This is a genomic window from Okeania sp. KiyG1 (assembly GCF_014132355.1).
In the GTDB taxonomy this organism is placed as follows: Bacteria; Cyanobacteriota; Cyanobacteriia; order Cyanobacteriales; family Microcoleaceae; genus Okeania.
In genome coordinates, this window is record NZ_BLZO01000115.1 from 19,606 (window position 1) to 42,646 (window position 23,041).

Sequence of the window (23,041 nt, forward strand, 5' to 3'; positions counted from 1 at the left end):
AAAATCATCCCGCAATTATGCAATGCCCAAAAAAAAGATAAAGCCTCTCCATTCATGGAGAAAAAAGTGGTTGATCCAATCCTCTTAAACTTATAAGAATAAGAAGAGGTAATTCTAAATTCTAAATTCTAAATTCTAAATTCTAATCCCCTATTTTTCCTACTTCTTGCAATGCTGCTCTGATATTACCCTGGTACTCAGATAAAATCCGGTCCCCTTCTTCTTTTTCTAAACCACTCCAATGCATAAAAAGTGCCAATTTAACTGAATCATTACTTTTATTTAATAATTTTGTGGCCTCATCCCTACTCAACTCAGTTAAATCCTCAATAATGCGTAGGGCACGATCGCGTAACTTAGTATTTTTCACTGCTACGTCAACCATACGATTACCATAAACCTTTCCCAGTCCGACCATCACTCCCGTTGATAAAATATTCAAAGCCATTTTTGTCACTGTTCCTGCCTTTAAGCGTGTGGAACCTGCCAATAACTCTGGGCCAACTACCAACCGAATATCTACATCTACTTCCACACTAAACTGATCTACAGGCACACAAGTAATAAAAATTGTTTTTGCCCCCCTTTGTTTTGCTGCTTCTAAAGCACCATGGACATAAGGAGTTGTACCACCAGCAGTAATACCGACTACCACATCCAAATTCGTAATATGGCGCGAAGCGATCGCCTGACTACCATCTTCAAAGCGGTCCTCCAAATCTTCCGAACTACGGACTAAAGCACCCGCACCACCAGCAATAATTCCTTGTACCAAATCCGAAGGCGTACAAAATGTAGGAGGACATTCAGCCGCATCCAATACCCCCAAACGACCACTTGTACCAGCACCCACATAAAAAAGTTTGCCACCTTGGCGTAGAGCCTCAGTAGTAATGTCCACTGCCTGAGCCAATTGTAAACGGGATGCAGCGATCGCCTCTAAAGTTCGCCGATCCTCTTGATTAAATAAGTCCACCAACTCTAAAGAGCTTAACCTATCTAAATTATGACTATTGGGGTTAACCTGTTCAGTCAATAAATGACCTCGTGCCTGTAAATTGTCCATCTTTAGCCCATTACTGATTAAAAAATTCTTTTTGTTTAGGGAGTAGGGAGTAGGGAGTAGGGACGTTGTATTTAACGTCCGTAGGTCCTAGAAAAATGCTTTTGCTACTGTAGTCTATCCACTCCATGAGGTCATACCGCTGTTATTTATTGCCTATTCCCTGGTATATCTTAATAGTTTGACAAAAAAATCAACTAGATATGAGGAGATTCAGTGAGAGAATATAGCAAAAAGGAATGCTTCCATCTCCCCCACTTCCCCACTCCCCTACTCCCCCACTCCCCTGCTTTCCATGGAGCTTACTCATGGAGAATAAAAAATACTTTTAATTTTTAAATTTTAACTTGATTGTGTACAAAACAACTATAGAACCCTGATGGTATCTTTGCACGCGGTATGTGCTTTTGGCATAGAAGTCTATCCTGGTGAATTCAGGAAATTCAGTCAGAGAATATGGCAAAAAGCGGATGCGACCCCGCATCGCCCTTAGGCGCAAGGAAACGCGCACCAAGCAGGTAGAAAAATGTTTCCATCTCCCCCACTCCCCTACTCCCTCACTCCCCTACTCCCTCACTCCCCCACTCCCTCACTCCCCCACTCCCCTACTCCTCCACTCCCCATCTTTATAAACAAATGGGTTCTATAAAAGACCCTCCAGTTGACGCCTAATTCTATCTAAGTCAAACTCTGAGTTTTCAGCCTTTTCAGACATTTGGTCTGCATCTAGTTGCCAATCAGTATTTTCTACATTATTCTCTGGGGGTATCTCCAAAGAACCTGCTGGTATAACTTCCCACTCATAATTTACACCCCTACAGAATTCCATAATTTCTTCTTGGTCAAATTCTTCCACTGTCGGAGAAGGAAAATCTTGAGCTTCTAGTAAAACACCAAACCGAGTGGCATCATCCTCTGACTCAAACATCAATACCTTATTACGATCGCCAATCTGAATAGTATGAATTCCTTCATTTTCAGTTCTAGCATTAAACAGTAAAACAAATACTGGCATAACTTTTCCTAATATGAATAGACAATTGTTTTGTCTATATTAGTAGAGACAAAGAAATAATGTGGTCTAAATTATAATCAAGGAAAGGGGAGGGTGGAGAGTACATGGTCTGGTGTTACTATAGTCTCACCTTTCAAGGTGATGAAAAGCGGTCGTTAGCGGAGCTTCCCGTAGGGTGGGATGGCGAGGAAACCTGCGCCATATCCAATCGACCAAGAGAAAGTAAACTTCAGTATTTCGGTGCTTCTGACTTTAGCGGTCGGTACTGATAACGAAGTTCCTCCGATAGGAGGCTAACTGATAACTGATAACTGATAACTGAAATGACCAACACTCCAGACAATTCTGATCAGCAAACGGATACCTCCAAGTCTAGAAATTGGCGCAGAATAGTAATTATTAGTGGTCTGGGTTTAGGGACAGTCTCTGTAGGAGGGGGAGCAGTAGGAACTTGGTGGTTTCAAGAAAAGTTAGCCCCAATGGTGAGTGAGAATCTAACCAGACTTACCCAAAGGCCAGTTAAAGTGGGCGAACTGAAAAAATTTAGAATTGGTTATCTAGAATTTGGCCCTTCATCTTTACCTCCAACTTCAACAGACTCGATCGCTGCTTCTACGGAGATAGTTAAGGTTAGGTATGCTCTTGGACCTCTGTTATTTAAAACTCTGAAACTTGATATTACATTTGGAAAATCTGAAGCTAATTTACGACAAGAAGCTGATGGTTTGTTTAAAATTCCAGAATTGGCAGATTTACCACCTCCTCCTTTTAATGTTGATATTACAGCTCTACGTTTCCCGGAACTGGATGTTAGTATTTTGCCTGCTGAAACAGGAAGGTCTTCTGAACCGATATTGTTAGATTTAAGTAATAGTGAAGTTTTTTCTAGGGACAAATTGCAACGTTGGTTGGTAGACCTGAATGGGAAAGTTATTGATGGTGGTGGTAATTTTCGGGTTGATGCTGATGTTAATCTCAAAAATTCGGAAGTTAAAGCTGATGTCGTAGCGCAAAAGTTGCAATTACCAATATTTGTTCCTTTAGCATTAGCGTTTGAAAATATTCCTGATGTGAGTCTGCAAAGTGGGGTATTAAATGCAGACCTCCGGACTGAGATTAAACTAACTGATAAAGTTGCTGACTTTGTACAAAATATCCAGGGAAAAGTTAGTTTGCAGGAGTTGAGTGCTAACAGCAGTTTCCTGAGCGACACTGTTAACCTGAATACGGTTGCTAATGTTGCTTGGCCAAAAGTTAGGGTGGAAAGTTTAAATGCTAACTATGGGAATATTGGATTAAAACTCCAGGGTACGGCACAAACAACGGCGGACTTAGATCCTCAAAATCTTAATCTGAATTTGAATGCGGAGGTTTTGCCTGTTAGTTTCGACACTTTGTTTAATACTTTTACTACAGAAATTGATTTACTTTCGCAGCGTATTGAAACAGTAGAAACTAAAGAGCAACTTCAGCAAATTCGGAGTCAAATTCAGGATATTAGACCTTTATTGGATGGGGGTGTGAAAACTAATTTCAAGATTGTTGGTAGTTTGCTGCAACCAGTGGTTTCAGGAAAAGTTCAAACGACTGAAGTTACTAGGGTTGATAGATTAAGTTTTCAGGATATTGCGACAAATTTTACTATTAGTCCGCAGTTAAACCAAGAATTTCAACCGCTCAGTTTAACTGCTGGTTTTTCTGACTTACAAATTACTCCAGTGGTGGGAGGGAAAATTACAGGCAATTCAGAATTTAGAATTCAGAATTTAGAATTTAGAATTCAGGAGGGAGTCAGTAGTCAGTCAGTTCAACAAGGAGTGGGAACTCAGAATTCAGAACTCAAAACTCAGAACTTACAAGTCGGGAGTCGGGAGTTAGTCAGTAAGGAGCAGGAAACGAATTTTAATCCTGTAGTTGACTTAAACCTGAAGGTGGAAAATTTACCCCTAGAACCGATCGCTCAACAATATGGTATTATTTCACCTCTTCCCTTGGGTGATTTTTCTTCTGAAGTAGCGATCGCTGGTGCTTTGGAAAGTTTGAAAGGACAGGTTCTATGGCAGTTACCGAATGCTGTTTATCCGGTGAGTGGTACTGTTGATGTTGTTGATAGTCAGGCGAATATTAAAAATACTGTTGTTGAGGTTGGTGGGGGAAGGGTTAATATTGATGGTACTGCTAATCTGGAAAACTGGCAGCTCAATGTTACTGTAAATCAAGTTAATTTAGATAATTTAGAACCTTTAAAACCATTGGGTTTACCATCTGGGTTGGAGGGTATTGTTAATGCTGAAGCTAGTTCTTCTGGTCTCACGAGGGATTTTTCAATTAATACTATTGATGGGAATGGGAGTGGGGTAATAAGTGTTGCTGGTGGTCAGGTTAATTTTAATGCTCGGGCAAATAATGGTAATTTGCAAGGTAAGGGAAATGCTGTTCAATTGAGTTTAAGTGCTTTAGAAAGAATAGGGAGAAATGCAAATTTTCTGACGACTCCTAATCCTATTTTGTCTAGTCAAACTGATGGAAAGGTTAATGGTGAAGCTACTTTTTCAGCTAATCTAAATGATTTAAGTTTGCCTGGGATGACGAGTGGTTTTCAGGGGAATGTTAATCTGGCTAATGGTAAGGTTAATGTTAATGGGAGGGTTAATAATGGTAATTTTCAAGCATTGGTTGATACTGAAGATTTACCACTTAATCCTTTGTTAGATTTGGGGTTATCGGCAGTAAATTCTGGAGTTATTACTGACCAGGAACAGTTAAATAATATTAGAGCTAATATTCCCAGGTTAAAAACTCTGAATGGTAGACTCAATGGTAAGGTTAATTTATCAGGAAATCTGGCAAATCCTACTCCGGAAAATATAGCAGGAAATTTAGCTGGAAATCTCAAAATAGAGGAAGGTACAATTAATGCTACAGGTAGTTTAAGTTCGGGTGATTTTCAAACGACAGTTAAAACTAATCAAATATCTCTTACTGCTGTGGAAAAGTTATTAACAGAGGCACAAATTGTTTCTCTGAAAAATAATGTTTTACCAACAGATACTAAGGGAAATATTCAGGGGGAAGCGACTGTATCTGGAAATATTAATAATTTAACTCCTACAGGAATTACTGTTGATGGGGATGGAAAGGTAATTATTGCTGGAGGATTTGTTGATGCTACGGGGAGGTTAAATAATGGTAATTTTCAAGCTTCTGTTAATAGCAGTAAATTAGCAGTAAATCCTCTTTTAGATTTGGGAGAGGCGGTTTTAATTTCGGGATTAATTCCTGTAGAACCTAATCAAGTTCAAATTTTACAGGCTCAAATTCCTGCTATTAAATCTTTAAATAGTCAAGTTGATGTTAATGCTAATTTATCTGGAAATTTAAACAATTTATCTCCTGAAGCAATTACTGCTAATAGTAATAGTCAGGTATTTGTTGATGGCAATGTTGTTTATATTGATGGAAAACTCGAACGAGGCAACTTTTTTGCTAATGTAGAAACAGAAAATATTGCTTTACGTTCTTTGGAAGAAACGGTCAGAAAAACTGGTTTATTTGCCATATCCCGTAGGGGCGAATGGCATTCGCCCTTACCCCCAGGAATTGAAGGAGAATTATTTGGCAATCTGACCGTATTTGGTAACTTAAATAATCTGAGTCCTCAAGCAATAGCTGCTGATGGAACCGGAAAATTAATCATTGGAAATAATACAATTAATGCCACAGGAAAATTAGATAATGGTAATTTTGTAGGTTCCGCGATCGCTGAACCTATTCCATTGAGTTTTGTCAAAAAAATAGCTAAAGAAATTGGTGTAGTTCCTCCAGAAGTTTTGCCTTATTTAGAAACAATAAATGGCAATATTCTCGGTAGTGCTAAAATCGCCGGAAATTTAGAAAATTTAAACCCAGAAGCTATAGCTGCTGAAGCAGAAGGAAAAGTACTTTTAACAAATGGTGGAGCAGTTAATATTACTGGAGAATTAGTAGGTCAAAAATGGCAAACTGCTGTAGTAGGAGAGCAAATTCCTTTAGAGCAATTTTCGGCAGCATTGGAAAAACAAGAACAGACAAAATCAACCGTTGCAACTATTAGACGGGTACAAAAATTATTAGGGCAAGCTGAAAATTTACCAGTAATTGGTGGCTTTTTAAATACAAATATAGACTTATCCGGAACCCTAGCAAATTTATCTCCAGAAGCTATAGCAGCTCAAGCCAAATTAACACTTTCAGAATTACCAGTTATTCAACAACCTCTTAATTCTCTGTTTGACTGGAAAGGTAAACAAGTAGAAATAGAAAAAGTTTCTATCCAGCCAGCATTTAATGCTAATGGAATTGTAGGGGTGATTCGCGAATCACCCCTACAGCGCCAATCACCCGTACAGGATTTTCCACAGCAAAAAACACCGACAATTTCGGGAATTAATATTAATGTCAACTTATCAGACTTTGACTTAGAATCTCTGCCCATAGAAAAATTAACGCAAGATTTACCCATAGAAAAAAAAGGAGAGTTATTAACAGGTAGAGTCAACTTTGATGGAAAAGTAATCGGTAAATCTATCGAAGATTTAAGTTTAGTTGGCGATGTTGTCTTGCGAAACTTAGCCGTAAATTCAGTAGATTTTGATTCCGTTTTATCTGGAAAATTAAATGCAGGAATAGCTGATGGAGTAACATTTAAAATTGCTGGCGAACAAGACCGTCTAGAATTAGTATTAGACCGATTTGATCAAACCTATTTTCCCACTGCTTTCTTAATTCAACGCGACCAAGCAAAACTCGCAGGAGTCACAGAAGGAGAAAACCTCCTAGTAACATTAGAGCAATTTCCTGTCGAATTATTAGATATAGCACCAGCAGCACAATTTGATATCGCTCAAGTTTCCGGGGAAGCATCCGCAAAAATAGCAATATCTGGTTTGAGAACATTTGACCTGAACTCCATCACCGCAAACGGAAATCTTGCAGTTGCCAAACCTAGTATTGGTTATATAGATGCAGAAAGTTTCACCGCAGACATCAATTTTGCCAAAGGTATAGGAACTCTCAATGACGGTACATTATTATTAGGAGACAGTCGATATATCTTACAAGCAATGGTTGATATTAATTCTCCCGCTGCCAATTTCGACCCCAAATTTGCTGGCAACCTAAAAATTGAAAAAGGAGAAGCTCAAGATATTTTGACCGCCCTCCAATGGTTTAACTTAGAAGATATTGCACGAGGTATAGCAACTCCAAATTATGCCAACGCTAAAGATGTACAACCAGTTGCAGTAGGTTTTCCAGAAAATACACCAGTCATTTCCCAACTGCGTCGGTTTGCCGAAATTAAAGCCTTGCTAAAACAACAACAAGAAAGTCAACAACCAAATATTCCCATACAAATACCACCCCTTGCAGACCTAGATATTACATTTTCAGCAGAAGTAGCAGCAAAAGGATCTTTGCAGTCTGGTATTGACGGTAAATTTGACATCAATGGTAGGGACTGGAATTGGGGACCTTACAAAATCGATAAATTTCTGCTAGAGGGTCAATATGAAAACGAAGTGCTGACAGTAAAACCACTAGAAGTACAAGTAGGAGAAACACTATTAGCATTTAATGGAGATTTGAGTCCAGAAAATCAGACTGGGAAATTACGATTAGAAAATATAGATTTAGCAGAAATACAGAAATTTGCCCAAAATTATATACCACCAAATATCAATATTAATATTGCAGGAAAATTGAATGCCGAAACAGAAATAGGAGGAAATTTTGAAGACCCCAGAGCTGTAGGTGAAATCAATATAGTAGACGGCACCTTAAACGAAAAACCCATTGAAAAAGCACAAACAGAATTTATTTACAACACCGGACGTCTGCGTTTTGGTGGAGGTCTTTCCATAATTGGAGACCCAATTTTGTATAGAGGTGATGTACCCATAGACTTACCCTTTGCTCAAGTTTCCGCAGGGAGCGATTTAATTAACGTTAGCGTCAATATTAAAAATGATGCGTTGCAGATAGTTAATATCTTGACCGACCAGTTAACATTAAACTCTGGTAAAGGAGATATATTATTGGAAGTCAAAGGAACATTACAACAACCAAAACCAGAAGGATATGCTAAATTTGCAGACATGAGTATCACAGCAGCAGCATTTCCCCAACCCCTCACAGACCTAACAGGTACAGTTTTATTTCAGAGCGATCGTATCGAAGTAAAAGAACTCCAAGGAATTCTTAGTGACGGTAAAGTTGAAGTCATTGGTGTTTTACCAATTTTTCAACCCTTTGACAGTCAAGAACCAGATATAAATAACCCCCTGACAATTACATTAGACCAACTCAATATAGACTTTCAACGAGTTTTTCAAGGTGGTATTGATGGAAAAGTCCTGATTACAGGTGCAGCTTTGCAACCAGAAATAGGCGGTAACGTTGAAGTCTCCCAAGGTAAAATATTCTTAAATCAGGCAGCAGGTTTTGCAGCAGCAGCAGGTAATGGAGAAAATGCACCTGATTTTGGCATAGAGATTGGTCTAAATAATTTTCAGGTGATTCTAAGCGATCGCCTACTGATGATTAGTCCAGGACTAGCTAACTTTGAAGTTGCAGGTGGTTTACTGATAAACGGCACCCTCAGCGATATTCGTCCCAGCGGTGATATCGACCTTGAAGCAGGGGTAATTAATCTATTTACTACAGAATTGCGTTTAGACCCCAACTATAAAAACACAGCTACCTTTACCCCAATTAATGGACTCGATCCCATTGTGGATGTACAGCTATTAGCATCAGCTTTTGAGACCAACCGCTCATCATCCCCATCATCACCATTATCATCCGAGACAATAGACGCTCCATCACCAGGCACCTTGAATAGTAGTCAGAGAGTGAGAATTATGGCAACAGCAAAAGGACCTCTATCAGAATTAGAAAATAACCTAGAATTGACCAGTTCTCCAAGGCGATCGGAAGTACAAATAGTCAGTTTGTTGGGCGGTAATATTATTAATACCCTTAGTGAAGATAGGAATTTAGCATTAGCTAATGTAGCAAGTACCACTATTCTTGCTAACTTACAACAGGATATTATTGCCGCGACTGGGTTAAGTGAATTTCGGATATTTCCTGCAAGTATTCCTAAACGTGGAGCGCGACGTGCTTCCTCTTTGGGTTGGGGTTTGGAGGTAGGTGTTGACGTGACGAATCAATTAGGAGTATCCATGACTAGACTTTTTGGCGCCAATGAACCAACGGAATATTCTCTGCGTTATCAAGTTAATGATGAAGTACGCGTTCGAGGCGGCAGTAACTTTAGTGATAATGCAGTATTATCAGTGGAATATGAAGTACAGTTTTAATGTTGCTAGGAGTCATTTCAGTTATCAGTTATCAGTTATCAGTTATCAGTTATTGGTAGGGGCGAATGGCCATTCGCCCTTACAGGGTTTTGGTTATGACGATGTGGTTCATTAATCTGAAAAGCGCTGTAAACTATATTATATCAAGTCCACAGGAGCTATTGTTTCTCAGCAGGAGGACTGAAACGAATTTCTATTCGCCGTCTTGTTTGGTCTGGATAGCACTCTACTCTCGCATATTCTCCTGAAGGTAGATAAAGTTGTGCTGCTGAATAAGCTCGGAATTTTAATCCTAGTTGCTTTAAACGAGGGTTTTTTTCAAGTTCTTTTACTACTGCTAGAGCTCGCATTAAACCTAAGTCTACATTTGAAGCTGGAGTCAGATTATTAATATTGTCATTACCAATAACTTTTTCTAAGCGATCGTCTAAATTACTTACTTGAAAACGATTATTTTGTTCACCATCAGTATGACCGATTATTTGTACGATATAGCCTTTTTTTCCTTGAGCATAATTTTCGATTTGCTCCACTAAATGGTTCTGAATAAAATTAATTAATCCATCAGATAATTTGGCACTACCAGATGGATATTTGTGGTTAGATACTTCTGTAATTTCAATTGGTGGATGGGATTTTAAGCTAGAAATTTCTCCCTTTCCACTTCAGTAATCTTTGTATTGTCACATCTATTGACAGTTCAAACCTTCTAAATCCTTTCCTTGATTTTATCTTCAACTATTTAGTATAAACTCCAGGGCAAACACATCTAAATTCTGGAAACTTGTACTGTTAAGCTTTACAAAAGTGATAAGTATAAATACTTAGGAGCCTGACATCCTTACCCTGTCAGAACTTCAAAATAAGATGCGTTTGCCCTGGTATAAACTCCAGTTGTTGTAGTTCACCTTGTCAAATTCAAAAATTTTTGGTAATAATTGTAGTAAAGAAAGCTAGCAAGAAATTTGAGAGTGAAGGGGTTGTACGCGAATTGTATAGCAACTCAATTGATTTTCACAGACAGCTAACTCTGAGATATATTTTTCTGTTATAATTTCACCTAGTTATAGATGGAGGGTTGACTCAATACATAAAAAAATGTAGAATTTCCTTGGTGGTGTAATAAGTAGGGTTACAAAGGCACTTGACAAAGTTTACCAGACCAACCAAGTGCCTCTGCCCCCTATATTGGCCTTATCTGCACAATGAATGCAGGGTTGAATAACAATACATAGTAATTACCAAGCTGTAATTATTAGTAATTACCAAACTGTATTTTTAGTTAATTGATTGCTCGAGTTAAAAGATAACTTAAATATAGATAACTTGAATATAACTTTTGCAATCTTTATATTCCCTAGTTTATACAGTGGGTTTTGTTTTGTCAACTATTTGTGATAAATCTCACATTAACTTGTGATAGCTATCACTTACTCAAATGAGTCATTTCACATAAAAAGCGCATCAACACAGAGGAAAGCAATGGCAAAAACAAACTCAGAGCAGGTAAGCAAGCTACAAGCATTGCTAAACAAAGCACAGAAAATTTCAGGGAAATCTATGACAGTCATATTTTTTGTAAACCAGCTATTGTCGTACAGCTTTGCAATGGAAATAGACCAAAATAGCATCAAAAGAATAGAATTCCGCAAAGAACCCAACGGGGTAATAGAAAAGATTCTTTATTTTCTTTCCGGTGAGAAAAATGATGAGGAGGACAGAGATTAAAATCTTGGCTGAACAATTAACCATTTCTTAAATTCATCTGTCAAGTAATTCGTAGCTAAAGCTTTCTCAATACTAGGGAAAGCTTTTTTTTGTAAGGATTTCTCATTTGCTCGAGATTAGCAATTAGTCTCAAGGGAAAAGCTGCATATTCTTTAACTATTACAATTTGGTCTTCCGCTTGAGGGGGTTTTAGACCCATGTTATTTTGATAAATTTAAAGATTTAGGAAATGAGTATAAGTTGATTAATGCTGGAATGAATTAAATTATAGCCTATCATCGTAAATCCGCTTCAGGGTAAGCTCATCTAATTTGGTATAAAATGTACTTGATAAAAGAAGAGTATATAGAGGTAACTGTTTCGATATGAATAATAAATTTTTGCTCGCTATTATTCCCTTATATTTTGGCTTTGCTTGTACCTATCCAGCAATGGCCTTAAATAATTTGACTAACATCAAAACTGAACAAAAAAGCTTAGAGGAAAATCAAATTATATTAGCTGATCGCAAAGATAAATATCGTATTCGAGCGCGTCAAAAGGAAGATGAGTACCGACAAAAAAAAAGGCATGAACTACATGAAAGAATTGATCGCAGGATTAAACATGAGATGGATAAACCTCATAACCGAAGTCTTCCTAAAGCAGAAAAAGTCTGAACAAAATCTCACTCTTGAAGTTACAACGGATCCACAACAAGCATCCAAAAAGACAGAGCTATCCCTTACTACAGACAATGCAATTTTTCTTAATGGCGTCAAATTAGACTTACTTTCAGCTGGTTGCTACGGCGTGGGTGACGGAAAAATTGGCTACTGGATAACGCCTACGTTACTAGAATGAAGCAGGAATAGAACAGATAATCTTATGTTTCTATAGATTATCGTAGGTTTCTAAGAACGGTATACGGTTACTTTGTCACAGACTCATATCCTTGGGTAATGGGGTGTTTCAAAGGCACTCCCGACAGTTCATTTAACAAGCAAAAGTCGAAGAATTAACCGAAATCGCCGCACAGGTGGCGATCGCTCTGTTCTAACTGTTGATTGGTTTGTAGATAATCTTTTACCCAATTGCAAGCATAACCTAGTTTGTCAAGCTGAAGAATCCGATCCAAATTCCACAGAATGATTGTGCGATCGCTACTAGCAGAAGCGAGAATTTTTCCATCAGGACTAAAAGCAACTCCTCTAACTCCACCAGAGTGTGCGGTTAGAGTTTTTAATAAAGTACCGTCAATGTTCCAGAGTTTGACTGTTTTGTCCAAAGAACCAGAGGCAATAATTTTGCCGTCGGGACTAAAGTCTACTCCCCAAATAGAAGCATCATGTCCAAAAAAGCTTCTTAATAAGGTCCCATCTGGCTGCCAAAGTTTAAGCATATTATCTGCCCCAGCAGAGGCAATAATCTCACCATCGGGACTAAAAACTACACCTCTAACTGTCGATTTATGTCCAGTAAGAGTTCTCAATAACTTTCCGTCCGCCTGCCAGAGTTTAACCGTATTATCAACAGAAGTTGAGGCAATTATCTTGCCGTTAGGACTCCAAGTAACGTCTTTAACCTCAGCAGTATGTCCTGTCAAAGTGAGTAAAAATTTGCCATTTGTTTGCCAGAGGTTAACTGTATTGTTTCCCAAAGCGGAGGCTATTTTGTCGCCGTCGGGACTAAAGGCAACCCCCCAAAAAACAACATTTTTCTCAAGGGTTTGCAGCAACTTGCCATTTGTTTGCCAGATTTTAACGCTACGGTCTGCTGATGCTGATGCGAGAGTTCTATTATTAGGGCTAAAATCCACATCAAAAACAATAGCCTGATGTCCTTCCAGACTTCTGAGTAACTTACCATTTGTTTGCCAGAGTTTAACGGTGGTATCTGCTGATACAGATGCAAGTAAACTTCCGTCAAAACTCCAGGCGACTGCCCCTACCCAATCCTCATGGCCAGTAAGGATTTTATACAAACTGTTGTCAAGTTTCCAGAGTTTTACAGTCTTATCTTCACTCGCAGAGACGATCGTCTTTCCATCAGGACTAAAAGCAATATCTCTAACAACAGCACTATGTCCTCTCAAAGTTCTATACAGTCTCCCATCTCGATGCCAGATTTTCACTGTAGTGTCTATCGAAGCAGAAGCAAGCATTTGTCCGTCAGAACTCCAGGCCAGACGATAAATCATACCATCATTATCGGTTAGAGTATTTAACAACTTGCCGCTTTTGTTCCAAAGTTTGACTGTTCGATCTTTACTAGCAGCAGCTATGATATCGCCGTCGGGACTAATTGCTACTGATCTGACTCCAACACCAGTTAGAGTATTTAACAACTTGCCGTTTTTGTTCCAGAGTTTGACGGTTCGATCTGTACTAGCAGAAGCTATAATCTCGCCATCCGAACTAATTGCCACATCAGCAACTTTCATGCTATGTCCTTTTAATGTTCTCAATAACTTGCCACTTTTGTTCCAGAGTTTAACTGTTTTATCCTCACTAGCAGAGGCAATGATCTTACCGTCGGAACTAAAAGTAACTCTTGAAACCGCTCCACTGTGTCCTTTCAATGTTCTCAATAACTTGCCATTTTTATACCACAGCAAGATATTCCCCTGTTCATCACTAGAGGCAATTATTTCTCCGTCTGGGCTAAAAGTAACTCCCAAAACCCCCGAATTGTGACTCGTGAAAGTTGTCAACAGCTTACCGTTTTTATTCCAGAGTTTGACGGTTCGATCTGCACTAGCAGAGGCAATAAACTCGCCGTCGGGACTAACCGCAACTCCCCAAAGACCCGCACTGTGACCGATTAGGCGATTGTACTCGTCTACCCCATACAAGGCTTTCGTAAGTACTAATTCAACTTGGTTTTTGAGCTTTGAGTCTACTTCTCCTAATGTTTGTACTTGATTGTAGGCTTTAATCGCAGACAAAAGTGCATCTAATCTTTGATGTGAGTTGTAGTTTCCAGTAGAAGAAGAAACTAATGCTTTGATTTCGCTAATTATTGCTTCCTTTTCACGAGTTTCTGCTCGTTGATATTGTATAAAAGTTATTATTCCCAATCCAGAAACGACTAATAAGGCTAAACTGACTGCACCCAGAAATACCCTTTGTAGCTTCGCAGTTTTTTGCTCTTGCAGTAATCTTTTTTGTTCCTCTGCCAGTTGTGCTTCAATTGCTTTAGTCTTTTCGGCTTCTAATGCTTTTTGTATTTCCGATTTGTCAAATTCTACCGACGCAGCTAAAAATTCATAATCTATATCGCTTAAACTTTTCCCCTGAGACCACTTTTGAGCATCTTTTAATGCCAGTCCCCGCAACAAACGAGATGGGTCAGTTTTGTTTGATGCTATCCAAGCTTCTAATACCTGAGAATAAGGACGTAGGACATTTAATTGCTTTTCTACCCATTCTGTGTTAAAGACTTCCGCATAAATCCGGTTTTTCACCTTCAATAAACCATCCTTTTTCACTACCAAACCAGACAAAATTAGTTCCATTTGTTCTCGAGAGTCATCTATTTTTATTTCTTTTCTTTGTAAAATAGCCTGATAGATTCCTAATAACTTGGCGGCACGTTTTTCATTTCGTTGAATCCTATCTCTAATTGTTCTTAAATGTTCTGGTTCGTCTTGTGATTCCCACTTGTGCAGTATCTTCGTTCTCACTATGCTTTCCACCCAAAATTTTTCGTTCCCTGGGGGAATAGTGAGAATTTCACTGACTGAATCTCGACTAGCTTCAACCACTAATTTACATAACTTTTGGCTGAGAAATGGTTGCCCATTTGTCCAATACAATATCTGTTTTATAACTTCAAAACTATCTCCTATTCCAATTTTTAATCCTGCTGCTAAAGGTTGAACTTGCTCTAATGTAAAACCATCTAGTTCAATGGCGCGACCAATATTAAAAGGAGTTCTAGTTTTATCTTTAATTAAATCTGATGGCGTGGCAACCCCAAAAATGCAAAAAGTTATGCGTTTGTATTCTGGATCTATTGCTCGTTGATTATAACAGAATCTGATCAAGGCAAAAAAGTCATCTACAGAAAAATCTAGACTGAGAATACTATCAATTTCATCTATAAAAATGACAATATTGTTTTCGGGAAATTGTTTGAGCAGAATATCACAAATAAAACGACTCAATCTTTGCAGTAAAGAAATATTTTCTTCTTCTTTCCACCATTTTTTCAAATTAACTTTGCCTAAAAGTTGAAACCCCCGCCATAACTCACCAGCTACTCCCTTATACCACTGTGTAGGAGTAATATGTTTACTGCCAATATTAGTTAGATCGACAGTGCTACATTTGATACCTTCTTTTTGTAATTTATGTCTGGTTCTAACTAATAGGGAAGATTTGCCCATTTGACGAGAATTAAGCACATAGCAAAACTCCCCTCGTTTTAAGGCTTCATATAGTTCAGTGTCAGCAAGTCTTTCGACATAGCTGGGCGAATCATCTTGCAGGCTACCACCAATTTGATACATCATAATAGAAATCTCCAAGAATCAAAAATAAAATCAATTATTTCCCTCTAATGCCTGCTCCCTATTTTCTGGAGATGTCTAATAGTATCCGGATAATTAGTTATTGTATAGTAGTTCAACTTAAAAATGAGATGTTTTTAGTCTGAAACTCCCTCATAGCAAGAAAGCTTTGTCTCAATCTAAAGTTAAATGACTATATGAGCACAAGAGTCAGGAGTCATTTCAGTTAGCCTCCTGTCGGAGGAGCTACGCTAACAGTACCTCTACCTGTTTGCGCAGCATGACCTAGGAAAGTAAAGTGAATTGAAATATTGAACTTGATTTTTTCTTGGTCTCATGGATATGGCCAGGTTTCCTCGCCATCCCATCCTACGAATGCTCCGCAAACGACCGCTGTCTTGGTTGATTGATATGGTTAGGAAACCCATCCATCCCTCAACCGCTTTTTCATCCCCTTGTAGAGCGCTAGCTCGCGGCGCAGCCAAGGGGAGACTATTGACCTTATTTTTTGGTCAGTAGGAAGAAAGGATGAGAGTTGGAATTATCTGGGGATAAGTAGGCATTTTATGTCTGCATTGCATGGAAGTAGAAAGTGCGATAACTTTATAACCAGATTTTATATCCCACCCACACGCACTTCAAGAGCGTATCATCAAAAGTAGTATATGAATCTGTAGCTTGGTAAGTTATTTATACTATGCAAATCATCTCAATTACTTTTTTCGTCCATCAAATTCCTAGTAAAAAATTTACGCATAAATACTTGCTTGATCCTGATTACTCAATCACGGCAGTTATGATTTTCTTCTAAAATTCTGTCTCCTGTCTCCTGTCTCCTGATTCTATACTACATTTTGTGGTGCGGAATGTGGGTTATATCATTTATTAGTTATATCATGTCCGTTTGAATACTTATAAATCAGGGAGTAGGGAGTAGGGACCCACCCCTAACCCCTCCGGTGGAGGGGAAAAAGGGAGTAGGGAGTAGGGAGTAGGTATGGAGGGAAAATATAGAGATTTGCCCTCGCTTGTGACAGGATAGTTTTTTTCATCACGCTCTTATCCGGACATGATATTAGCTGAATTAAACCGTATTTTCTTCTTGTTGGTATTGACCAGCAAAATAAAGACGATACATTTGACAGGAGGGGTAAGCGCGATCGCCGTCTAATTTGATGAGTCCCATACTTTCTAGTTTATAAGTCACAATTGGGTTTAACTTGACGCTTTCGCTCGTCATTACCACCTGATGAAGTGCTGCTGATAGTGTTGGTTTTTTTTGTATGATTTCCCAGTGATGGCGTAAGATACCACCATAAATTCCTCCTTGAGTAGGAGCTTGTTGTAACAATGTTTCTAATGTTATTTGTGCTTGAGCCAAATGGTAGAGAGCAATACGCACTAAATAAGGATGTCCTCCCACCATTGCCATCAACTGCTTAACTCTATCTCCTTCTGTCCAGTTTAGTCCGTGTCTGGTTACTAAATCTTGAATTTGCTTGAAATTAAATTCAGGCAGCTTTATCGGCAATCCTATATTAAATGGAGATTGATTAATATCTAGGGATATATACACTTCTGTAGAATGAACTACAACTAAACGCAGTTTTTGAAATAGGGTACTTTGCCTTGCTTGTTCGTGCCAAGATCGCAGCAGGGGTAAAAATTCTTCAGCGATGTCCGGATGTTCAAAAACTAAATTAATTTCGTTTAAGACCAAAACGATAGGGGTGTCTACTTGCCCTAATAAATACCCTTCAAAATAAATCCCGCAACTTACTTTACTACCCATCTCCTCGTCCCAATATTCGTCTAGGAGAGGTTGTAGTTGTAGCTGGCGAGCTATATTCGCACAAAACCAGCGTAAGAATTTATTTAAGTGGGCATAAACGGCCTTATCTGCTTCCTGAAAGTCTATTTTTACTATTTTGTAGCTCTGTTGTTGAGCAAAAGCCATAATTCTAAGCAGCAGAGAACTTTTTCCCATTTTCCGAGGTGCTTGAATGCGAGTAACACTCCCAGGTTTAAGAATTTCATTGCAGCTCAGTTGTTCCATCGGGGGACGGTCGATATAAAAATGAGAATCTAGGGGGACTGGGCCGTTGGGGTAGGGAGGCGACTTGTCCGGGTTGGCATCTCTGAACTGAGGGGTTTCCGGATTAAAGTTGCTTGTCTGGGATGGCACATCAAAATCTAAATCAGCGATTTCTCTCCACGAGAGCATCAATTTATTAGACAGTTCTTCAAAAGTCGTAAAGTCAACAGGTTTACCTGTGAGGAAATTGCTGACTGTGGCCAAAGCCAAGCCGACATCCTCAGCCAAAGCTCGCTGGCTGGGAAAGCCATTACGCCTGACTGCTAGTTTAACTGTTTCAATGCACCCTTGACGAACTTTAAGTGACCTTGGCATAGCTCCTCAACCTAACTACTATATATACTTTACCATTGATTCACTAAAAGTCAGTAACAAGTCAGATATTCTCAGGCGATAAGTCAGTATGCAGTGAAATTTAATGAATATATGAGGTTCAAAGAAGTCGAGCTTGATGCTCAACAAAACTGAACTCTGTTGTTTGTAATGAAGTAATAAGGAATTTTCTCAAATGGCTGTATCAACAATGACTGTATCAACAATGCCAGTATTAAAAGAAGGAGATAGTGGAGATAGTGTTCGGTTTCTTGAACAATTGTTATCCTCAATCTATTGGTTTGGTCTCCAACAAGGTAGACCATCTCTGATTACAAGTAACGTGAGATTTAATGCCAACTACGATAGTCAATGCCAACAAATAGTAACTGAGTTTCAGGAAAATTATAACGCTACTTTTCCTTTTCCATCGCCTGATATTACAGTAGATGGAGTGGTAGGTCCTGAAACATGGAAAGCATTAGGTGATGCTATCTTCAAATACACCTATTAAAACTTAAACACTCTTGTTGCTAAATATCTAGAGATGTAGCAACAAGAATGTACAAACTCTTGGACTAAAGTCCTGGGGTTCCTGACCAAATCGATATAATTTCTCATACTCATCTATCCTAATACAGGAGAATTAACAATGACTTTAAGTGTTTCTAGTTCTTTTTCTTTACCAGTTTTACGCAACGGAAGCAACGGTTCTGATGTAACTCTGATACAACGCCTTCTCAATAATGCTGGCTATGGTTCTTTAGTGGAAGATGGCATCTTTGGTGTTCGCACTGACGCCGCAGTTAAGCAGTTCCAAAAAGACCGAAGTTTAACAGTGGATGGTATAGTTGGTTCTCAAACTTGGGGAGCTTTACTGCCTCCTACTATTGCTCGGGGTAGCAGCGGTGATGATGTTAAACGTCTGCAAATGACCCTGAATGAAATGGGCTATTCTCTAGTTGGAGATGGTATTTTTGGTTCCAACACTGAAGCAGCTGTCAAGGAATTCCAAAAAAATAGCAGCTTAGAAGTTGATGGCATTGTCGGTCCTTTAACTTGGTATGCTCTGATGAGCATTATGATTCAAGACTAATGATTTTTAGAAAGTACTGGCTTAACCCACGCTCCCGTGTTTAACTGTCCGGTTCGTTCTTCATGGAACTGGCGTTCGCATTCCCAGGAATGTCATTGAGAGCGAGAGCGTGGCAGTCAGAACTTTAACTCTGACCGATAATGTAGACAAAGGATATTTTAAGCAGGTCAGGTGTTGGCTTGTTTACTTGGAGCGAGCGCAACAAGAATGTACAAACTCTTGGACTAAAGTCCTGGGGTTCCTGACCAAATCGATCTAATTTCTCATACTCATCTATCCTAATACAGGAGAATTAACAATGACTTTAAGTGTTTCTAGTTCTTTTTCTTTACCAGTTTTACGCAACGGAAGCAACGGTTATAATGTGACTCTGATACAAAGCCTTCTCAATGATGCTGGCTATGGTTCTTTAGTGGCAGATGGTATCTTTGGTGTTCGCACTGACGCCGCAGTTAAGCAGTTCCAAAAAGACCGAAATTTAACAGTGGATGGTATAGTTGGTTCTCAAACTTGGGAAGCTTTACTGCCTCCTACTATTGCTCGGGGTAGCAGCAGTGATGATGTTGAACGTCTGCAAATGACCCTGAATGAAATGGGCTATTCTCTAGTTGGAGATGGTATTTTTGGTTCCAACACTGAAGCAGCTGTCAAGGAATTCCAAAAAAATAGCAGCTTAGAAGTTGATGGCATTGTCGGTCCTTTAACTTGGTATGCTCTGATGAGCATTATGATTCAAGACTAATGATTTTTAGAAAGTACTGGCTTAACCCACGCTCCCGTGTTTAACTGTCCGGTTCGTTCTTCATGGAACTGGCGTTCGCATTCCCAGGAATGTCATTGAGAGCGAGAGCGTGGCAGTCAGAACTTTAACTCTGACCGATAATGTAGACAAAGGATATTTTAAGCAGGTCAGGTGTTGGCTTGTTTACTTGGAGCGAGCGCAACAAGAATGTACAAACTCTTGGACTAAAGTCCTGGGGTTCCTGACCAAATCGATCTAATTTCTCATACTCATCTATCCTAATACAGGAGAATTAACAATGACTTTAAGTGTTTCTAGTTCTTTTTCTTTACCAGTTTTACGCAACGGAAGCAACGGTTCTGATGTGACTCTGGTACAACGCCTTCTCAATAATGCTGGCTATGGTTCTTTAGTGGAAGATGGCATCTTTGGTGTTCGCACTGACGCCGCAGTTAAGCAGTTCCAAAAAGACCGAAATTTAACAGTGGATGGTATAGTTGGTTCTCAAACTTGGGGAGCTTTACTGCCTCCTACTATTGCTCGGGGTAGCAGCAGTGATGATGTTGAACGTCTGCAAATGATCCTGAATGAAATGGGCTATTCTCTAGTTAGAGATGGTATTTTTGGTTCCAACACTGAAGCAGCTGTCAAGAGATTCCAAAAAAATAGCAGCTTAGAAGTTGATGGCATTGTCGGTCCTTTAACTTGGTATGCTCTGATGAGCACTATGATTCAAGACTAATGATTAACGATTTTTAGGTTGTATTATCGCGTGGGAGTTAACTGCTCCCACTTCTGACTTCAGTTATTCTCACCTATCTTAAATATAACAGGACTTACGCAAAGGCACTATGTATAGAGTTCAGTAACTATTGGACAATAGTTTTGAGTACTATATATAGCGTATCTGCGTAAGTCTAATATAAAACATTCTAGCGCATTTTAGACCGCTATTAATTTACAGCGTTTTCTGTTGTTATGAGGTACAAAATTTTAGGTTTGAGGGAACAGGGAACAGGGAACAGCGGTGCGACCCCGCGTCGGCGTCAGACGCAAGCGGTCAGACCCCGCGACGACGCCAGCTCGCTTGCGGAATGCTGACCAAGAGAGGGAACGCGCACTCCTGTGAGGGAACAGAAAAGAATAAAAACTACTGTACCTCATAGCTTCGGAAACTGCTGTAGAAAACATGACAGACGTAATAAAAGTATTACTTAATTTGCAAATACCAACCATGCTAATTGTGGCAGGACTATTGATTATTATTTTAGGATTTGTTACAAAAATAGGTGGTATAATTGAGGTTTAACGAGAACAAAAAAGATTTACTATTCCTATAGGGTTATTTCTTCTAGTGCTTGGTATTGTTCTTAACTTTGCATCATCTTCAACTCCAACTACAGATGAAAAATTATCTCCTAATAATTCTAATATTGAACCTACAGTTACATATAATATGAATGAAATAGATAGTAAGAATAGTTATGCCGAAATAAAGATAGGTAATCAAAATATTAGTGGTACTTTTATTGTCGAAAGATTAACTATTAATTGGGATTACTCAGAATGTCTCCAATTAACTAATGAATCTGATGTAGGTGGTTTGACTATGGAAGAGTTTAAATACAGTGCTAGTTTAACTCAGAGACTGTTTGTAAAGTTTTGTAATATACAATGATTGACCATTAAACTGTAACAACTTGGTTATTTATCCCAGATTTGTAGGCTGAAATACCCAATTTGCGAGGGGGAAAAACACTTCATAATTCTTTACAAACAACCTCTTATATCATGTCCGGATAATTAGTTATAAAAAAACTTTCTCCTTCAACTCCAGTTCTTCTTCTTCTTTCTTCCCTCTTTCCTCCTGACTCCTGACCCCTGACTCCTGACTCCTCCGTAGTTATTTATTTATCACTGTTCAACCGGACATGATATTAGATGATCAGGAATTCAAATATCCTCCTAATGATGTAGATAAATACTGAAAACCTAAAATCAATTTCAGTGTTAAACTAAGCAAGCTCATTTCCAGATTGATTCTTTTATAGAACCTGCTCGTTTTCAGAACCGGACATGAGATTTTGACCTCATCCGACTTCTCTGTTAAGCGTCCCTTGTCATGGGTACATCCTTAAAATTCCACCTTGGACTTAATGAGTCCATAATGGTTAACTGCTTTTGGCGTTGCACAGTGATGAATGATTTGAGATTTTTGATGAATAGGATTTTGGATTCTAGAATTGCTAGAATGATTAATATTCGGTTTTTTTAGTCAAAGTATAAACCAATTTCTTGCAGTATCATTCGAGAATGTGCAATCCCATTGTTTTGATTATGAATAACAAATTTTTGCTTGCGATTATTCCCTTATATTTTGGCTTTGCTTGTACCTATCCAGCAATGGCCTTAAATAATTTTACTAACATCAAAACTGAACAAAAAAGCTTAGAGGAAAATCAAATTATATTAGCCGATCGCAAAGATAAATATCGCATTCGATCTCGTCAAAAGGAAGATGAGTACCGACAAAGAAAAAGGCATGAACTACACGAAAGAATCGATCGCAGGATTAAACGAGAGATGGATAAACCTCATAACCGAAGTCTTCCTAAAGCAGAAAAAGAAAGAATTATTCAAGAAGCTCACGACGACCTAGACCGCAGACTTGACCGCAAATGGAATACTTTAGAAAATTATCGACTACGAATACGAAAAAGACGCGACAGATACGACCGGGACTATGATTATGGGCGAAGACGCGGCAGATACCACCGGAATTATGATTATGGGCGAAGACGTGGCAGATACCACCGGGACTATGATTATGGGCGAAGACGCGACAGGTATGACCGGGATTATGATTCTTATAACAGAAATTGTGACTATTATGGCAATTGTCACTACTTTGAAAATCGGCCTAGAAATATTAGAAGAAACATTAGATTCAAATACTATCCCAACCGTAATTAAGGGAATAGGGAGTAGGGAATAGGGAGTAGAGAGTAGGGGAGTAGGGGAGTGAGGGAGTACGGGAGTAGGAAAAAATATAGTTTTTCTAATCCTGAGTATGTTGTTAAATAATATCAAATCCGTTTGATTAGATATAAAAAAATTCTCCCATCGTCATAACTACT

16 protein-coding genes are annotated in these 23,041 nt (G+C 38.8%); 11 read left to right on the forward strand and 5 right to left on the reverse strand.

All coding sequences use genetic code 11. The features are described 5' to 3' along the window. Nucleotides 1–142 precede the first annotated feature (142 nt). The gene (gene murQ / locus SAGCYANO_RS26835) at nucleotides 143–1,066 is read right to left on the reverse strand and encodes an N-acetylmuramic acid 6-phosphate etherase (protein WP_202222874.1); all 924 of its coding nucleotides are present in this window, start codon (nucleotides 1,064–1,066) and stop codon (nucleotides 143–145) included. 640 nt (nucleotides 1,067–1,706) lie between these two features. After that, on the reverse strand, nucleotides 1,707–2,078 hold the full coding sequence (locus tag SAGCYANO_RS26840; RefSeq protein ID WP_202222875.1) for a DUF3110 domain-containing protein: 372 nt from the start codon (nucleotides 2,076–2,078) through the stop codon (nucleotides 1,707–1,709). Nucleotides 2,079–2,182: 104 nt separating this feature from the next. Between SAGCYANO_RS26840 and SAGCYANO_RS26845 the strand changes: the two genes are divergently transcribed. The 3 genes from SAGCYANO_RS26845 to SAGCYANO_RS48105 are packed head-to-tail and all read left to right on the forward strand — an operon-like array spanning nucleotide 2,183 to nucleotide 9,554. Beyond that, on the forward strand, nucleotides 2,183–2,347 hold the full coding sequence (locus tag SAGCYANO_RS26845; RefSeq protein ID WP_202222876.1) for a hypothetical protein: 165 nt from the start codon (nucleotides 2,183–2,185) through the stop codon (nucleotides 2,345–2,347). Nucleotides 2,348–2,401: 54 nt separating this feature from the next. Continuing rightward, complete coding sequence (locus tag SAGCYANO_RS26850; RefSeq protein ID WP_202222877.1) at nucleotides 2,402–9,439, forward strand: translocation/assembly module TamB domain-containing protein; 7,038 nt, start codon at nucleotides 2,402–2,404, stop codon at nucleotides 9,437–9,439. Then, nucleotides 9,423–9,554: a hypothetical protein gene (locus SAGCYANO_RS48105; protein ID WP_255502721.1), complete on the forward strand. Its 132-nt coding sequence runs from the start codon at nucleotides 9,423–9,425 to the stop codon at nucleotides 9,552–9,554. Before SAGCYANO_RS26850 ends, SAGCYANO_RS48105 begins: the two co-directional genes overlap by 17 nt. Nucleotides 9,555–9,597: 43 nt before the next feature. Here the strand turns inward: SAGCYANO_RS48105 and SAGCYANO_RS26855 are convergent, their stop codons facing one another. Next, complete coding sequence (locus tag SAGCYANO_RS26855) at nucleotides 9,598–9,972, reverse strand: hypothetical protein (RefSeq protein WP_202222878.1); 375 nt, start codon at nucleotides 9,970–9,972, stop codon at nucleotides 9,598–9,600. Between the two features lie 949 nt (nucleotides 9,973–10,921). On the opposite strand from SAGCYANO_RS26855, the gene SAGCYANO_RS26860 reads away from it, so the two are divergent. Next, nucleotides 10,922–11,167, forward strand: coding sequence for a hypothetical protein (locus tag SAGCYANO_RS26860; RefSeq protein ID WP_202222879.1), 246 nt, complete (start codon nucleotides 10,922–10,924; stop codon nucleotides 11,165–11,167). Nucleotides 11,168–11,532: 365 nt separating this feature from the next. Continuing rightward, nucleotides 11,533–11,826: a hypothetical protein gene (locus SAGCYANO_RS26865; RefSeq protein ID WP_202222880.1), complete on the forward strand. Its 294-nt coding sequence runs from the start codon at nucleotides 11,533–11,535 to the stop codon at nucleotides 11,824–11,826. Nucleotides 11,827–12,164: 338 nt separating this feature from the next. Here the strand turns inward: SAGCYANO_RS26865 and SAGCYANO_RS26870 are convergent, their stop codons facing one another. Continuing rightward, the gene (locus SAGCYANO_RS26870; protein ID WP_202222881.1) at nucleotides 12,165–15,662 is read right to left on the reverse strand and encodes an AAA-like domain-containing protein; all 3,498 of its coding nucleotides are present in this window, start codon (nucleotides 15,660–15,662) and stop codon (nucleotides 12,165–12,167) included. Nucleotides 15,663–16,743: 1,081 nt separating this feature from the next. Further along, entirely contained in the window at nucleotides 16,744–18,069 is a 1,326-nt protein-coding gene (locus SAGCYANO_RS26875; protein WP_202222882.1) for an AAA-like domain-containing protein, read from the reverse strand. A gap of 193 nt (nucleotides 18,070–18,262) precedes the next feature. Here SAGCYANO_RS26875 and SAGCYANO_RS26880 point away from each other — a divergent pair, with 193 nt between their 5' ends. The 6 genes from SAGCYANO_RS26880 (at nucleotide 18,263) to SAGCYANO_RS26905 (ending at nucleotide 22,877) form a co-directional block, all read left to right on the forward strand. Continuing rightward, nucleotides 18,263–18,580 (forward strand): peptidoglycan-binding protein, encoded by a 318-nt coding sequence (locus SAGCYANO_RS26880; RefSeq protein WP_202222883.1) that lies wholly within the window; start codon nucleotides 18,263–18,265, stop codon nucleotides 18,578–18,580. Between the two features lie 138 nt (nucleotides 18,581–18,718). After that, nucleotides 18,719–19,162, forward strand: coding sequence for a peptidoglycan-binding protein (locus tag SAGCYANO_RS26885; RefSeq protein WP_202222884.1), 444 nt, complete (start codon nucleotides 18,719–18,721; stop codon nucleotides 19,160–19,162). 298 nt (nucleotides 19,163–19,460) lie between these two features. Continuing rightward, nucleotides 19,461–19,904: a peptidoglycan-binding protein gene (locus SAGCYANO_RS26890; protein WP_237396731.1), complete on the forward strand. Its 444-nt coding sequence runs from the start codon at nucleotides 19,461–19,463 to the stop codon at nucleotides 19,902–19,904. 298 nt (nucleotides 19,905–20,202) lie between these two features. Then, on the forward strand, nucleotides 20,203–20,646 hold the full coding sequence (locus SAGCYANO_RS26895) for a peptidoglycan-binding protein (RefSeq protein WP_202222885.1): 444 nt from the start codon (nucleotides 20,203–20,205) through the stop codon (nucleotides 20,644–20,646). A 612-nt stretch (nucleotides 20,647–21,258) separates the two neighbouring features. Next, complete coding sequence (locus tag SAGCYANO_RS26900; protein ID WP_202222886.1) at nucleotides 21,259–21,582, forward strand: hypothetical protein; 324 nt, start codon at nucleotides 21,259–21,261, stop codon at nucleotides 21,580–21,582. A 635-nt stretch (nucleotides 21,583–22,217) separates the two neighbouring features. Further along, complete coding sequence (locus SAGCYANO_RS26905; RefSeq protein ID WP_237396732.1) at nucleotides 22,218–22,877, forward strand: hypothetical protein; 660 nt, start codon at nucleotides 22,218–22,220, stop codon at nucleotides 22,875–22,877. The last annotated feature ends 164 nt before the right edge of the window (nucleotides 22,878–23,041 follow it).

Excerpts from the sequence above, each read along its gene's own strand:
- SAGCYANO_RS26845 (WP_202222876.1), top strand. The coding sequence starts at position 2,183 with ATGGTCTGGTGTTACTATAGTCTCACCTTTCAAGGTGATGAAAAGCGG.
- SAGCYANO_RS26870 (WP_202222881.1), bottom strand. The coding sequence starts at position 15,662 with ATGATGTATCAAATTGGTGGTAGCCTGCAAGATGATTCGCCCAGCTAT.
- murQ (WP_202222874.1), bottom strand. The coding sequence starts at position 1,066 with ATGGACAATTTACAGGCACGAGGTCATTTATTGACTGAACAGGTTAAC.
- SAGCYANO_RS26890 (WP_237396731.1), top strand. The coding sequence starts at position 19,461 with ATGACTTTAAGTGTTTCTAGTTCTTTTTCTTTACCAGTTTTACGCAAC.
- SAGCYANO_RS26860 (WP_202222879.1), top strand. The coding sequence starts at position 10,922 with ATGGCAAAAACAAACTCAGAGCAGGTAAGCAAGCTACAAGCATTGCTA.
- SAGCYANO_RS26875 (WP_202222882.1), bottom strand. The coding sequence starts at position 18,069 with ATGCCAAGGTCACTTAAAGTTCGTCAAGGGTGCATTGAAACAGTTAAA.
- SAGCYANO_RS26895 (WP_202222885.1), top strand. The coding sequence starts at position 20,203 with ATGACTTTAAGTGTTTCTAGTTCTTTTTCTTTACCAGTTTTACGCAAC.
- SAGCYANO_RS48105 (WP_255502721.1), top strand. The coding sequence starts at position 9,423 with ATGAAGTACAGTTTTAATGTTGCTAGGAGTCATTTCAGTTATCAGTTA.
- SAGCYANO_RS26880 (WP_202222883.1), top strand. The coding sequence starts at position 18,263 with ATGGCTGTATCAACAATGACTGTATCAACAATGCCAGTATTAAAAGAA.
- SAGCYANO_RS26865 (WP_202222880.1), top strand. The coding sequence starts at position 11,533 with ATGAATAATAAATTTTTGCTCGCTATTATTCCCTTATATTTTGGCTTT.
- SAGCYANO_RS26850 (WP_202222877.1), top strand. The coding sequence starts at position 2,402 with ATGACCAACACTCCAGACAATTCTGATCAGCAAACGGATACCTCCAAG.
- SAGCYANO_RS26905 (WP_237396732.1), top strand. The coding sequence starts at position 22,218 with ATGTGCAATCCCATTGTTTTGATTATGAATAACAAATTTTTGCTTGCG.
- SAGCYANO_RS26840 (WP_202222875.1), bottom strand. The coding sequence starts at position 2,078 with ATGCCAGTATTTGTTTTACTGTTTAATGCTAGAACTGAAAATGAAGGA.
- SAGCYANO_RS26885 (WP_202222884.1), top strand. The coding sequence starts at position 18,719 with ATGACTTTAAGTGTTTCTAGTTCTTTTTCTTTACCAGTTTTACGCAAC.